Annotated in this window: 15 protein-coding genes; 7 read left to right on the forward strand and 8 right to left on the reverse strand. The window is 65.9% G+C overall.

The window, feature by feature from the left end:
• The first annotated feature begins 54 nt into the window (after positions 1 to 54).
• From ACSBP4_RS13965 to purD, 4 genes are all read left to right on the forward strand, one after another.
• Positions 55 to 636 (forward strand): hypothetical protein, encoded by a 582-nt coding sequence (locus ACSBP4_RS13965; protein WP_006648867.1) that lies wholly within the window; start codon positions 55 to 57, stop codon positions 634 to 636.
• Positions 633 to 1,244 (forward strand): hypothetical protein, encoded by a 612-nt coding sequence (locus tag ACSBP4_RS13970; RefSeq protein ID WP_049964367.1) that lies wholly within the window; start codon positions 633 to 635, stop codon positions 1,242 to 1,244. The genes ACSBP4_RS13965 and ACSBP4_RS13970 overlap by 4 nt, the downstream gene beginning before the upstream one ends.
• A gap of 136 nt (positions 1,245 to 1,380) precedes the next feature.
• Positions 1,381 to 2,148, forward strand: a complete 768-nt coding sequence (locus tag ACSBP4_RS13975) for a hypothetical protein (RefSeq protein ID WP_233274298.1) — start codon at positions 1,381 to 1,383, stop codon at positions 2,146 to 2,148.
• A 126-nt stretch (positions 2,149 to 2,274) separates the two neighbouring features.
• Positions 2,275 to 3,567, forward strand: coding sequence for a phosphoribosylamine--glycine ligase (gene purD, locus ACSBP4_RS13980; RefSeq protein ID WP_435552561.1), 1,293 nt, complete (start codon positions 2,275 to 2,277; stop codon positions 3,565 to 3,567).
• A 28-nt stretch (positions 3,568 to 3,595) separates the two neighbouring features.
• On the opposite strand, the gene ACSBP4_RS13985 is transcribed toward purD, so the two are convergent.
• The 6 genes from ACSBP4_RS13985 to ACSBP4_RS14010 form a co-directional block, all read right to left on the reverse strand.
• Positions 3,596 to 4,024 carry a type II toxin-antitoxin system VapC family toxin gene (locus ACSBP4_RS13985; protein WP_435552562.1) on the reverse strand — a complete coding sequence of 143 codons (429 nt, stop codon included), beginning with the start codon at positions 4,022 to 4,024 and terminating at the stop codon, positions 3,596 to 3,598.
• The gene (locus tag ACSBP4_RS13990) at positions 4,024 to 4,272 is read right to left on the reverse strand and encodes an AbrB/MazE/SpoVT family DNA-binding domain-containing protein (protein ID WP_006648871.1); all 249 of its coding nucleotides are present in this window, start codon (positions 4,270 to 4,272) and stop codon (positions 4,024 to 4,026) included. The genes ACSBP4_RS13985 and ACSBP4_RS13990 overlap by 1 nt, the downstream gene beginning before the upstream one ends.
• A 279-nt stretch (positions 4,273 to 4,551) precedes the next feature.
• Positions 4,552 to 5,850 (reverse strand): MgtC/SapB family protein, encoded by a 1,299-nt coding sequence (locus ACSBP4_RS13995; RefSeq protein ID WP_049964371.1) that lies wholly within the window; start codon positions 5,848 to 5,850, stop codon positions 4,552 to 4,554.
• A 119-nt stretch (positions 5,851 to 5,969) separates the two neighbouring features.
• On the reverse strand, positions 5,970 to 6,245 hold the full coding sequence (locus tag ACSBP4_RS14000) for a PadR family transcriptional regulator (RefSeq protein ID WP_006181693.1): 276 nt from the start codon (positions 6,243 to 6,245) through the stop codon (positions 5,970 to 5,972).
• Between the two features lie 474 nt (positions 6,246 to 6,719).
• A complete protein-coding gene (locus ACSBP4_RS14005) occupies positions 6,720 to 6,866 on the reverse strand; it encodes a hypothetical protein (RefSeq protein WP_006181694.1) in 147 nt (48 codons plus the stop codon).
• Between the two features lie 91 nt (positions 6,867 to 6,957).
• Complete coding sequence (locus tag ACSBP4_RS14010; protein ID WP_435552563.1) at positions 6,958 to 7,599, reverse strand: hypothetical protein; 642 nt, start codon at positions 7,597 to 7,599, stop codon at positions 6,958 to 6,960.
• A 244-nt stretch (positions 7,600 to 7,843) separates the two neighbouring features.
• Between ACSBP4_RS14010 and ACSBP4_RS14015 the strand changes: the two genes are divergently transcribed.
• The 3 genes from ACSBP4_RS14015 (at position 7,844) to ACSBP4_RS14025 (ending at position 11,287) form a co-directional block, all read left to right on the forward strand.
• Complete coding sequence (locus ACSBP4_RS14015; protein WP_435552564.1) at positions 7,844 to 8,554, forward strand: DUF7117 family protein; 711 nt, start codon at positions 7,844 to 7,846, stop codon at positions 8,552 to 8,554.
• Between the two features lie 350 nt (positions 8,555 to 8,904).
• Positions 8,905 to 10,887: an OPT family oligopeptide transporter gene (locus ACSBP4_RS14020; RefSeq protein WP_049964374.1), complete on the forward strand. Its 1,983-nt coding sequence runs from the start codon at positions 8,905 to 8,907 to the stop codon at positions 10,885 to 10,887.
• 34 nt (positions 10,888 to 10,921) lie between these two features.
• Entirely contained in the window at positions 10,922 to 11,287 is a 366-nt protein-coding gene (locus ACSBP4_RS14025; RefSeq protein WP_006648876.1) for a PqqD family protein, read from the forward strand.
• Positions 11,288 to 11,353: 66 nt separating this feature from the next.
• Here ACSBP4_RS14025 and ACSBP4_RS14030 read toward each other — a convergent pair whose 3' ends face one another.
• Positions 11,354 to 12,247, reverse strand: a complete 894-nt coding sequence (locus ACSBP4_RS14030; RefSeq protein WP_435552565.1) for a bifunctional methylenetetrahydrofolate dehydrogenase/methenyltetrahydrofolate cyclohydrolase — start codon at positions 12,245 to 12,247, stop codon at positions 11,354 to 11,356.
• Positions 12,248 to 12,342: 95 nt separating this feature from the next.
• On the reverse strand, positions 12,343 to 13,155 hold the full coding sequence (locus ACSBP4_RS14035) for an alpha/beta fold hydrolase (RefSeq protein WP_435552566.1): 813 nt from the start codon (positions 13,153 to 13,155) through the stop codon (positions 12,343 to 12,345).
• Positions 13,156 to 13,290: the final 135 nt, after the last annotated feature.

Raw genomic sequence — 13,290 nt, forward strand, 5'->3', positions numbered from 1 at the left:
ACGCGCTGCAATCGTGGTTCGGATTTTAGTGCGAGCGCGGTGACCACTCCGATCGTGACCCGCGAGCGGTTCGGCCACGACGAGCGGCGGGGCGATATCGTCTGCTGGCTACTGACGGCCGTCGTCGCCGTCGACGGGCTCGAGGGCGTCCTGCGCGACGTGCCCCTGTGGGGCGGGTTCGAGCTGCTCGTCGTGGCCGTGGCGTCGATTCCGGCGGTCGCGACCCGCGACTGGACCGCGACGGTCCCCTGGCCGCTGATGGCGATCGCGGCGTTCGCCGCGGTCGCCCGCGCGGCCGGCGCGTCGTTCGAACCCGTGGCGTATCTCGCCATCGCGACGCTCGCGTTGCTCGTCGTCGCTGAACTCGAGGCGTTCACCTCGGTCGAGTTGAGCCGCCGGTTCGCCATCGTCTTCGCGGTGATGACGACCCTGGCGTTGCAGGCGCTGTGGACCGTCGTCCAGTTCTACGCGGACCAGTGGCTTGGGACGGCGTACCTGCGATCCCAGACCGAACTCCAGTGGGACTTCGTCGTCGTGACGGGCCTCGGCCTCGTCCTCGGCGCGCTCCTCCAGGTGTACTTCGCCCGGTTCGAGCCCGCGGGCGGCGTCTCCCGAAACGGAACGGGGTCGCCATGACGCTCGGCGACGTGCTGGGGCTCTCGGACGCCCAGGAGCGAGCGATCACGCGGGCCCTGCAGCTCGTCTTGCTCGTTCTGGTCGGGTACGGCCTCGTTACGGGGGAGTTCACGGTCGCGACGACGGCAGCGCTCGCGCTCGCAGTCACGCTCCTGCCGGCGCTGTTGCGCCGGGAGTACGGCTACTCGATGGATCCCGGACTCGTCTGCTGGATCGCCGTCGCCGTCGTCCTCCACACCGCCGGCTCCCTCTGGCTGTACGTCGAGTTCCAGTGGTACGACGAGATCACCCACGCGGTCTCGGCGACGATCGTCGCGGGCGTCGGCTACGCGGCATTCCGGGCGCTCGAGTTGCACTCCGACGAGATCGATGTCCCGCCGGCGTTCCGATCGGTGTTCATCGTCGTCTTCGTCCTCGCGGCTGGCGTCGTCTGGGAGGTCCTCGAATTCGCGTTCGGCGGGCTGGTCACCGTCTACGGGATCGACGACATCGTGACGGACTTCGTGTTCAACGCCGTCGGCGCGGTACTCGTGGCGATCTGGGGGACGGGATACGTCAGCGGGCTCGTCGGCTTTTTCCGACGACGGCTCCCCTCTGACGGTCGGTAGGCGGTCGAACTGGGCGAGTACTTGCGGTGGAGGCTGCAAAGGCCGGCACGGAAACTATCCTCGGCCGAGGCAAACCGACCGACCGTCCGAGAGGCACCGAAAGTCCATGTATGATCGAACGTCTCGACGACGGTTCATGAAGGTGGGATCGATTACAGCGAGCGTACTGAGCCTCGGCGCAGTCGGGAACGCGGGGGCCCAAGAGTCGGGAAGCGACGGCGGCGACGGCCGGTTCCGTGAGGCGATCGCGACGGGGTCGGCGTACGTCTCGGGAGTACTGTTCAGAGTGGTCTCGCCGCCGCTCGAGGACGCACCGATCGCGGACCCACCGTCGGTCCTGCAGAACTACAGCGTACGCGTCATCCAGCATTTCAACACGAACGAAGAAGAGTACCTCTTCGTCCCCGAGGGAACGGCGATCGAGGAGGGCGAACAGTACGTCTTTGACGATCGGTTCTCGTCGCCGATCGAAGACGAGTTGGCGGCCGAGGATCTCGTTCGGGTCGAGTACCGGCCGCTCACCGAGGAGGAGTTGCCGCTGGAACTCGAGACCGAGGAGACCTTCGAGATCTTCGACGACGGCGGCGGCGAGGCCGCCGTCCGGCCGGATAACTTCTTCCCGGGCGCGCCGTTCGAGATCGTCTCGGGACCGCAAGGCTGGGTGCCCAACGACATCGCACAGAGCGGCCTCTTTACCGATTACAACTCCGTCCACGCGGAGTACTTCGGCACGAATCGGCGCTTCCTCTTTTTCCCCCAAGAGGGGGCATCGACCGAGGAGGGCAACCTCTACGTGATGCGCAACGAAGCCGAAATCTTCGATCCGGTGGGGAACCTCGTGGCTGCCGAATTCGACCCCATCGACGAGGAAACGGTCACCATCGACGACGATTCGCTACGATAGCGTTTCGAGTCGGGGAGTCGGTGACGGCGGCTGACCGCTCTCGCGACGAAATTCTGTCCACGACCGTGGATAGTTCCACTTCTGGAAAGAGCAACGCTTACAGGTTCGTGCGTTCCGCTATCGACCATGCGAGAGAACGTGCTGCTGATCGGGGGCGGCGGCCGCGAACACGCCATCGCCCGCGCGCTCGAGGACAGCGAGGCCGACCTCTACGCCTGTGCCGGCAACAAGAACCCCGGCATCGCCCGGATCGCCGTCGGGTTCGAAACGCTCGAGACGACCGATCCCGAGGCCGTCGTCGACTACGCCGAGGCGGTCGACGCGACCATCGCCGTCATCGGTCCGGAAGCGCCCCTCGAGGCCGGCGTCGCGGACGCACTCGAGGCAGCGGGGGTCTACCCGTTCGGCCCGAAAGAGGCCGATGCCCGTATCGAGACGGACAAGGCCTTCCAGCGGCGGTTCATGGCGGAAAACGACATTCCGGGCTGTCCCGACTTCGAGACCTTCGACGACATGGACGCGGCGTGTGACTACATCGACGAGTACGACGGCGATCTGGCGATCAAGCCCGCCGGCCTCACCGGCGGCAAGGGCGTCAAAGTTATCGGCGATCAGGTCACCGCCGAGGAGGGCAAGGAGTACATCCGCGACGCCGACTACGACCGGATCGTCTTAGAGGAGCGGCTGATCGGCGAGGAATTCACGATCCAGGCGTTCGTCGCCAACGGCGAGTTCCGGACCGCGCCCGCGGTGCAGGACCACAAACGCGCCTACGAGGGCGACGAAGGGCCGAACACCGGTGGGATGGGCAGCTACGCCGACGCGACGCCGGAGCTGCCCTTCATGACCGAGGACGACTACACCGACGCCGTCGAGATCATCGCGGCTACCGTCGACGCCCTCGAGGACTACCGCGGCATCCTCTACGGCCAGTTCATGCTGACCGAGACCGGTCCCCGCGTCGTCGAGTTCAACGCCCGCTTCGGCGACCCCGAGGCGATGAACACCCTGCCCGTCCTCGAGACGGACTTCCTCGAGGTCCTCACCGCGGCGCGGGACGGCGAGGCCCCGCCCGAACTCGACTTTGCCGAGCAGGCGACGGTCTGTAAGTACGCCGTCCCCGACGGCTATCCGACCGATCCCGAAGCCGGCGCGAAAGTACAGGTCGATGAAGAGAGCGCCGGCGACGCCCTGCTGTACTACGCCAGCGTGGACGAGCGCGACGACGGGATCTACACGACGACCTCCCGGTCGTTCGCCCTGGTCGGCGTCGCGGACTCGATCGCCGCGGCCGAGGAGATCGCCGAGGACGCGCTCGCCGTCGCCGGCGAGGAGGGACTGCGGATCCGCCACGACATCGGCAAGGCGGACCTCGTCCAGAAGCGAATCGATCACGTGAACGAACTCCGCGGCGAGTAGCGATCGGCCCCGTCTGGACGGAGAGAAACTACTCGAACGGATTCGTTGCCGTCGTGATACGAGTGATCCCGTCGACCGCATCGAACCCGTCGTCGAACGAGTAGAGGAACTCGAGTTCGCGGCGGCCCATCGACGCCGCGATGACTGCATCCGTCAGCGAGAGCGATTCGTACTTTCGGAACAGCGATCGTCCGGCGTCGATATCGCGTTTCGGCGTATGGACGATTTCGAACCCACTGCTTTCGATGATCGCGTCGAGCGTCCGTACAGCGACGTCATGTTTCCCCTTTCGTTGGAGGTAGTTGATGACCTCCTCGAGGACGTCGCTCAACACGTATGCAGTCGGGAGAGTTCCGTGATCGACCGCTCTCGAGATGGCAACCGCACGGTCGTGGTTTTGGTCCCGCGATAACCGAGCGGCGATGAGAACGTTCGCATCGACGACGACTCGAGCCATTAGGAGTCTCCGGGGATGAGGTCGTGATCGTCGGCCGCATCGGTTTCCTCACCGATATCAACGGGGTCGAGTTCGGAAAACGCACCGTACCGTTGCGTTACAACTTCGACGGAGAGGGTTCCGTCTTCGGTGACGCGCCAGCGGATTTTGTCCCCGGCTTCGATATCGAGTTCGCGTCGGACCGCTGCCGGAACCGTGACGGAATAGCTGTCGTTTATGGTCGTTTCGTCCTCGACCCGGTGTGACATACCCGATTCTACGCGGTCGGTTAGGAAATAATTTGCCTCCTAATTTTCAGGTGATCGAGTGTGGCTTCCAGAAACGTGACCGATTCCGACCCGGGCTTCAGGACGCGGCCTCATCGATCGCCTCGAGCAACAGCTCCATCCCCAGCTCGATCTCCCGCTTGTCACGTCCAGCGACGGCAGCAGTCGCAGCGTCTCGTAGCCCAGCCCAGCTCAACAGCCCGCGTCGGAACGCCGTCTCGAGGACCGTCTCACGTCGATCCGCCGATGCTCGGTCTCAGTTCAGACGACGAGCAGTACGGACGCGAGCGCACCGCCGACGAGCAAGACGGTGCTGTAGGCCGCGACCCGGTTGCGAAAGCCGTCGTTCGTCGATGTCGCGGCCAACAGGGCCTTGACGACGATGCTCGAGACGGTCGCGAGCAGGATGGCGATCGTCGCCTCGGCGGGCCCGAGCTGGCCGCCCCGGTAGAGGACGACCGCCGAGGTGGTTGCGCCGGCGCTCGAGACGAAGCCGCTGGCGACGGCCGTCGCGTAGAAGCCCAGCGTCCCGAACCACGTCTCGGCCAGCGATCCGAAGACGAGGACGACGAGAAAGACCGCACCGAACCCGAGGGCGTTTTTCAGCGAGAAGGGGCTCTCGAGTTCCATCGGTCCGGACTCTCTCCAGTCGGCGGTCGCGGCCGCGACGGCGAACGCGAGGACGATGACGGCCCCGAGCGGAACGATCGCCTCGAGGAGGATCCCGGCCTCGCCGCCGGCGGTAAAGCCGACCGCGATCGCGAGGTTGCGGGCGGCCATCGCGGCGTTGGCCAGCAGGATCGCAGCGACGGCGTAGGAGGCCGCCTCGGGGCGCTGGTCGACGTGGTCGAGCATCGTCCCGACGACGGCCGTCGAGGAAGCCAGCCCGCCGAAAAAGCCGGTGATCGCGATCCCGCGGCCGCCGTAGGTCGAGACGATCGCGTAGTTGGCGATGCCGATCCCCGCAACGGCGACGACCATCAGCCAGATGACCTGGGGCTCGAGCGGGATGGTGATGCCGGCGACTTCGGGCTCGTAGGTCGCCGGGAGGAGCGGATAGATGACGAACGCGAGGATGGCAAATTCGGTCGTCGAGCGCATCTCCTCGCGGGAGAGCCCCCACGCGAACTCGTGGAGTTCCCGCTTTAACACCAGCAACAGCGACGAGAGGACCGCGACAGTGACCCCCTCGAGGATGAACCCGGCCGCGACTAACACGCCGACGCCGTAGGCGACGAGCATCGATACCGAGGTCGTCAGCGAGAGGCCGGTTTCGGCCGGCTCGCCTTCCATGAGGCCCTGGACGGCCAGCAAGACCCCCTGGACGATCACCAACAGACCGCCCAGCAGGAGCAGGCTCTCGCCGACGTCGCCCTCACGGACCAGCACGGTAAAGACCGCCCCGAGCAGACTGATCAGGGAGAACGTCCGAATGCCGGCGGCCTTCTGTGACCACTCCCGCTCGAGCCCGAGGAACATCCCCAGTGCGCCGGCCAGCGCGAGCCGGACGACGGTCTCCTCGAGGGGTGCGTTGGCGAGTTGCAACGGGACCTCGTTCACTCCCGACCGTTCACCGTGGTTGCATATAAGCGGCCCGCCGGCGTCGACGGCGGCTCGGTGGCGGTTCGATGCGCGGTGACCGACTGGACGGTGCGACGCCGAACCGGATCGAGAACGCGCTACAGGTCGACGTACTGGGACTCCCAGTCACGGCGTGCCTCGAGTTCCCGGCGGCCGCGCCGTGTGAGCGTATAGAAGTTCGTTCGGCGGTCGCGCCGGCCCTTCTCGACGAGCCCCTTGTCGACGAGGGTATCGAGGTTCGGGTAGAGGCGGCCGTGATGGATCTCCTTTTCGTAGTACTGCTCGAGTTCCTCTTTGATGGCTAGTCCGTGTGGCTCCTCCTCGCCAGCGATGACGTAGAGCAGGTCACGCTGAAATCCTGTCAGGTCGTACATTGGGGAAGTACCAATCGCATTTACTGTCGAATTTTAATAAGGCTATCGGGTCGTTTCGAGCGAAAGAGTCGTATTACCAGTGAACGGTGTCGTTTCGAGTGACCGGGATCCATAACTCCGGTGACGCATCGTCCGGCAGACCACACATAACGAGTGGGTCATGTTTACAGTACAGCTATTATGTTTCCGTACAATTATATTGGCGAGAACGGTGCCCGAGCAGTCGTTTTTCGTCAAACGAGAGACTGGCCAGTAGTGTCCGAACCGATGCGTCAGGACTAGAACAATCGTCTCGAAACAGGAAAGCAGATCGCGTGACGGAAAAATGTCACGCGATCGCTTGCCGCCCTGAATTGGTCCCCGCTGACGCTTCGGCCCTCCAAGCGAAGCGTCACGTGGAAGATTCCGTTGTGTCTACTTAAATGTAACGACACGGCTCGGCGGCGTCGACCGAGAAGCCACGCCCGGGCGCGATCAGATGTGTTCTTCCTCGAGGACCCAGCCGATCGCGCGCTTGTAGTAAGTGAACATCTCCTCGACGCCGTCGTGGCGCATCTCGTCGCTCTCGAGGTGTTCTGTGAGGAACTCGTACTGCTCGCGGATTTCTTCTTCGTCTCGCATACCAGTCACTACCGACCGAGAGGGGAAAAAAGCCGGCACGTACTCGACTCACACTGGCGCCGATCGCTCGAGCGGAGCGGGCGCGGTTCGCTTAGGCGTCGTCGCTTTCGGTGGCGTTCTCGTCGCCGCTTTCGGTCTCGTTTCCGGTTCCGTCGTCCCCGGTGTCGGCGTCGCCGAACGCGAGCGTGACGTCCGCGTCGTCGCCGTCGATCTCGACGTCGTCCTCGGTTTCGTCGCCCTCGTTCTCGGCGGAGACGGTGTACTCGCCGTCCTCGAGGTCCTCGAACTCGACCTCGCCGTCACCGTCGGTCTCGTCCTCCATCGGGAACGCCGTGCCTTCGCCGTCCGTGGCCGTCTCGTTGCCCGTTCCGCCGTCCTCGGTCTCGTTTTCCATGCCACCGGCGTCGGTTTCGTTCTCCGACTCGTTGCCCATCGCATCGTCCGTCCCGTTGTCCGACTCGTTCTCCGTTCCACCGGCCTCGTCGTCCATGTCGCCCATACCGGCCTGCTCGAGCGTGACGGTCGCGCCTTCGACCGGGCCGTCGTCGCCCTCGACCGTGACCGTCAGCGTATACGTGTCGTCGCCGTTCCCGTCGGTGCCCGTCCCGTCGTCGGTATCGTTCGTCTCGTTGTCGTCGCCGGGACCGCTGTTCGCACAGCCGGCCAGCGCGGCGACGCCTGCGGTTCCGCTTGCGGTCACGAACGTCCGTCGGGTCAGTCGCTGATGGGACATATCCGTTCGTTGGACGGTCTCCTCGATCCGGATGTGGCCTGCACCTGCTAGCCGTTAATTGCCTCTTGAACGCCACCCAGGGAACGATGACGGTCATCGGTTTCGGAACCCAACAGTCCGTTGTGAGACGAAACTGACGCCAGCGCCACTGCCCGCCCGACAGCACTGAACCGATTCGGTGGTGCGGGACTGTACGCGAGTCGGGTCCGGTGGGCCTTTTGCGGTCCCGACCCTACCACGGCGTATGAAGATCCGGGGCGAGCGCGAGTGCAAGGAGTGTGGGACCCGCTGGTCGTACTACGAGACGGGCAGCGTCGGCTGTCCGGCCTGCGGGAGCCTCCGGAGCGTCGGCGTCGACGAGCGGACCGAACACACCGACTTGCGCGTGTCGTTCGACCTGACGCCGGTTCGAAACGCCATCGACGAGGCCGACACCAACGACCTCGCCGAGCGGGCCGGCGAACGCTGTCGCGAGTACGTCCGCCGCCGCGGGTTCGTCAACGCCGGTACCCTCCGGGACCTCGACGACACCTACCTCGCCGCGGCCGAGTTACTCCACGTCGCCGACATCGTCGGCCGGGAGATCCGCCTCGAGGACCGCGAGGAACTGTACTTCCTCGCCCTGCTGCGCGATGCCGATCAGGGCGAGCGGCCGCCCGTGGAGGACGTTCCATCGACGCTGCGGGCGGCCCGTGGGCTCGCCTACGCCGACGCCGTCCGGGAGTACCGACGCGACGTTCGCACCTGGGCCGAGGACCGCGACCTGACCGCCAGCGAACGGCAGGCCCTCGAGACGCTTGGCGAACACGTCAAGCGGATCCGGATGCTCGATGGCGACGTCGAGCCCCGAACCGCCGAACGCCTCGTCGAGGCGACGCGCGACCTGGCAAACGGGCTCCGCGGCGACGAGTTCGCCTTCTCACAGGCCCAGGAGCGACTGGACGCCCTCGAGTGACGTGGGCCGAACCCGATCGGGTCGCCGACCGCATTCGGGCACCGCCGGCGACCGCGTCGAAGACCGAATCGAATGGCGGCCGGCAACAACCGTCGGTCCGAATCTTTTCATTCTTATAGGTCCCCCCAATTATTGCCAGACGAACGCAGCGACGGCCCCGCCCGAACTCGCTCTCCCGGTGTCGACCGCCGGTTCGAACCGGCGGCCGGTCAGGAACCGACCCTCCGAGATCGGATCGGAACGCGCTCGGTCTGTCGATCCCTCCCCGCTGGACGAGCCGACTGTCGGCACCTGAGTCGGCGCTCGAGCGGCACGGAACGAACGGACGCGGCCGTTCGCTGCAATCGACTATGTCACACGGATCACCAGAAGAGCAGACGGAGTCGAACGGCAGTCGTATCGGCAGCGAGCAGACGACGGGCGACGGACCGTCGCCGTACGTCCCCGCCGGACGGAGTGTCGCTGAACTCACGATCAAGGCAGTCCTGATCGGGCTCGCGCTCAACGTGGTGATGCTGACCGCGAACATGTACCTCGGGATGCGCTCGGGGATGACGATCAGCGCCTCCATCCCGGCGGCAGTCATCAGTATGGGCGTGTTCTACGGGCTCCGTCGGATCGGCATCGGCGGGACGATCCTCGAGAACAACATCGTCCAGACGATGACCTCCGCGGGCGAGGCGCTGGCGGCCGGCGTCATCTTCACGATCGCCGGCGTCACGTTCCTCGATCAGCCGATCAACATCGTCAACACCGCGGTCGTGGCGATACTCGGCGGCCTGCTCGGGGTCCTCTTTATGATCCCGATGCGTCGGTATCTCATCGTCGACAAACACGAGGAACTCCCCTATCCGGAGGGGACCGCGTGTGCCGACGTCCTCGAGGCCGGCTCGCGCGGCGACGAGGGCGTGAAGCTCATCTCCGTCGGGTTCCTCGTGAGTTTCGTCTACATGTGGCTGGCCAACGGGATGGCCGCTTTCCAGACGACGATCCAGACGGCGTTCTCGGCGGGCGAAACCGACGGGTTCGCGATCGGCGGGGACTTTACGCCCGCGCTGATCGGTGTCGGCTACATCGTCGGACCCCGGATCGCCGGCTACGTCTTCGGCGGCGGACTGATCTCCTGGATGATGCTGATTCCGCTGTTGATCACGGGCGGGTTCGTCCCGGAGTCGGCCGCCGACGCGGCACTGATGACGCAGGCGAACGAGGTCTGGGAAGCGTACATCCGCTACGTCGGTGCGGGAGCGATGATCGTCGGCGGGTTCTACGCGGTCGTCTCCATGCGGGGGACGATCGCCGACGCGCTCGGTACCGCCGTGACGGAGATACGCGATTCCGGGGTGGCTGCCACCGAGGAACGGAAACGCACGCAGCGCGATCTCTCGATGAAAGTCGTCGTCGTCGGGGCCATTCTGATCACGCTCGCGTTGGTCGCGGTCCCGCAGGTACAGGTCGGCCTGTTGGGTGGGTTCATCGCGGTGATCGCCGCGTTCCTCTTCGTCGCCGTCTCGGCCTATCTCGTCGGGGTCGTCGGGAGTTCTTCGAACCCCGTCTCGGGGATGGCCATCGCGACGGTCCTGATCGCGGCGCTGGCGCTGCGCTCGACCGGTGTCACCGACCCCGTCGTCGTGCTGGTGACTGCGTCGGTCGTGGCCATCGCCGCGGCGGTCGCGGGCGACACATCACAGGACCTCAAGACGGGCTACCTCCTCGGGGCGACGCCCCGGAACCAACAGCTCGCACAGGTGATCGGGATCGCCGTCTCGGCGCTGTTCGCCGGGTGGGTCCTGTCCTTCTTCGATCAGGCCTACGGGATCGGGAACGAGCCCATTCCCGCACCGCAGGCCGGGATGATGGCGTTGATCTCCGAGGGCGTCCTCACGGGCACCGCCCAGTGGGGGATGATCCTCATCGGTGCCGTCTTCGCGATCGTCCTGATCCTGATGGACGTCCCCGTCCTGCCCTTTGCAGTCGGGATCTACCTCCCGATCACGCTCGCGACGCCGATCTTCCTCGGCGGCCTGCTCCGGGCCGGAATCGACCGCTACGTCGCGCGACGCGACGACGAGGACGGCACGCTCGCCGAACACGCGACCTCGAGAGGTCGGATCGTCGCGGCCGGGCTGATCACCGGCGAGGCGATCATGGGGATCGTCATCGGCGCGCTCTATATCACCGGGACCGGAAACGCCGACGGCGCGCCGTTCCCGCTCGGCCTCGAGGCCGGGACGCAGTCGATCCTCGGCGTCGTCGCGCTCGTCGCGCTCGTCGGGCTCTTCACCGCGAGCGTCCTCTGGAACGCACCCGACACCGAGGCGTCCGACCAGTGATCGAGTCCGACACGACGACCGAGAACGTCGCCACATGACCGAACACGGCCCGACCGCGGTTCCGAGACGCGACGCCGACGACTGGGAGGTAACGACCGTCGATGGCGAGCCACGGGTCACGATCCACTGGACGAAGCGGCCACACAACCGGCTCGATCGGTTCCTGTTCGATCTCCTCGGGACCGATCGGGAGCGGGAACTCGAGCTAGATCCCGTCGGGACGACCGTGTGGCGACACTGCGACGGCGACCACACCGTTGCGGAGATCGCCGAGCGCGTCGCGGCGTCTCACGACGCCGACCGTGTCGCTCCCGTCGACGAGACGCTCGCGCACTTCCTCATGCAACTCGAGGAACGGGGCCTCGTCCGGTTCGAAGCGAGCGGAGCGCCCGGGGAGTGAGTCACGCCGGACTCGACGGGATCGTCGACCGGGAAAAAGACTGTCAGCGAATCGACCTGGACCCGTTCAGGGAAGGTCGACGTCGACGTCTTCCTGCAGGCCGGCGGCTTTGACAGTGTTGTACAGCAGCATGGCGCGGGTCATCGGCCCGACGCCGCCGGGGACAGGGGTAATCGCGCTGGCTTTTGCCTTGGCGCTCTCGAACTCGACGTCGCCGACGAGTTCGTATCCCTTGTCGTTGTCAGCGTCGACCCGGTTGACGCCGACATCGATGACGACCGTGTCCTCGGAGAGCATCGACCCGTCGACGAGTTCGGGGACGCCGGCGGCCGCGACGACGATATCGGCGCTGCGGGTCTTTTCGGCGAGGTCGTCCGTGCGGGAGTGACAGACCGTCACCGTCGCGTTGCCGTCCTCGGCCTTCTGGATCAGCAGGTTCGCCAGCGGCTTCCCGACGATGTCCGAGCGGCCGACGATCGTCACGTCCGTGCCCTCGGTGTCGACGCCGGCCGACTCGAGCAGTTTCTGTACCCCGTGGGGCGTGCAGGGACGGAACCGGGCGTCGCCGGCGACGAGTCGACCGACGTTCTCGGGGTGGAAGCCGTCGACGTCCTTCGCGGGGTCGACCCGGCGGATCACGTTGCGGTAGTCGACGTGGTCCGGCACGGGGGCCTGGACGATGTAGCCGTGGACGTCGTCGTTCCCGTTGAGGTCGGCGATGGTGTCGAACAGTTCCTCGGGCGGGGCGTCGCCGTCGACGTCGACGTGGTGGCTCTCGATGCCGACCTCCTCGCAGTCGCGCTGTTTCATGTTCACGTAGGTCTGGCTCGCGGGGTCGTCGCCCATGAGGACGGTCGCCAGCCCCGGCCGCGCGCCCGCGTCGGCGAGCCGCTCGATCGACTCGGTCAGCTCGTCTCGGATCTCGCTCGCGACGGCGTTGCCGTCGATGATCTCGGTCATTACTCGAGTGGGCGGCCGCGAGGCTCATTAATCCCCGGATTCGTGCCTAGAACCGGCACAGAGCAGACCGGAATATACACGTCCATGGATATACCTCAGAACCGCTCGTCGAGGAACGACCGGATCGCCTCGTTCGTCTCGTCGGGTCCCTCGAGGTTCGAGGTGTGGCCAGCCTCCGGGATCAGTTCCATCTCGGCGTCGGGCAGTTCCTCGAGCATCGGCTCGGCCTGTGCGGGTGCGATCGAGGGATCTTCCTCGCCGTGGACGATCAGGACCGGCACGTCGATCGCCGAGAGCCGGTCGGTCACGTCCTCGCGGCCGAGCCACGAGTTGAGTTCGTAGTGGACCGCTCGGCCGGGATAGGTGGCCCAGCGATCCACCCACGCCTCGACGAGTTCGGGGGTTTCCTCGTGGGTCGTCTCGCCGAACAGTTCGGCAGTCGAGCCCTCCGCGATCTCGCGGGGCATCGGCTCGAGGGTGTCCTCATAGGGTTCGACGAGAGCCTCGTACTCCGCCCGCTCGTCCTCGGGATGGGGCGTCGCCATCGAATCGATCAGGATCAGTCCGTCGACCCGCTCGGGATACTCGAGGGCAAAGCGCAGTCCCATGAACCCGCCCATCGACATGCCGGCGATGACGGCGCTGTCCTCGCCGATCCCGTCGAGCAGTGCGTCGCAGTCGTCCGCGAGATCCCACAGGTCGTAGCCCGGCGCGTACCGGTCCGTCCGCGCCCGCAGGTCGTAGGCGACCGCCCGGTACTCGTCTCGCAGCGCCTCGAGCTGGGGCGCGAACATCGTCCGGTCCATCAACGTGCCGTGGGCGAAGACGACCGGCCGGCCCTCTCCGACGTCGGTCGTTAGCGCGTCGGTTCTGGCGCGGTACATCGCCGTCGCCGTTTCATCACTCATGCTACCAACCCACATTAGTAAGTGACAAAAGGTATTCGGTCCGACGCGATCCCGCTCGAAACGGACGGCGGCCGGCGACGCGAGGGCGAGTACAACGCGGTCGCGGATCTCGACAGCCTCGAGCCTGCAGGAAGA

It is taken from the genome of Natrinema sp. CGMCC1.2065 (assembly GCF_051225675.1).
Classification (GTDB): domain Archaea; phylum Halobacteriota; class Halobacteria; order Halobacteriales; family Natrialbaceae; genus Natrinema; species Natrinema thermotolerans.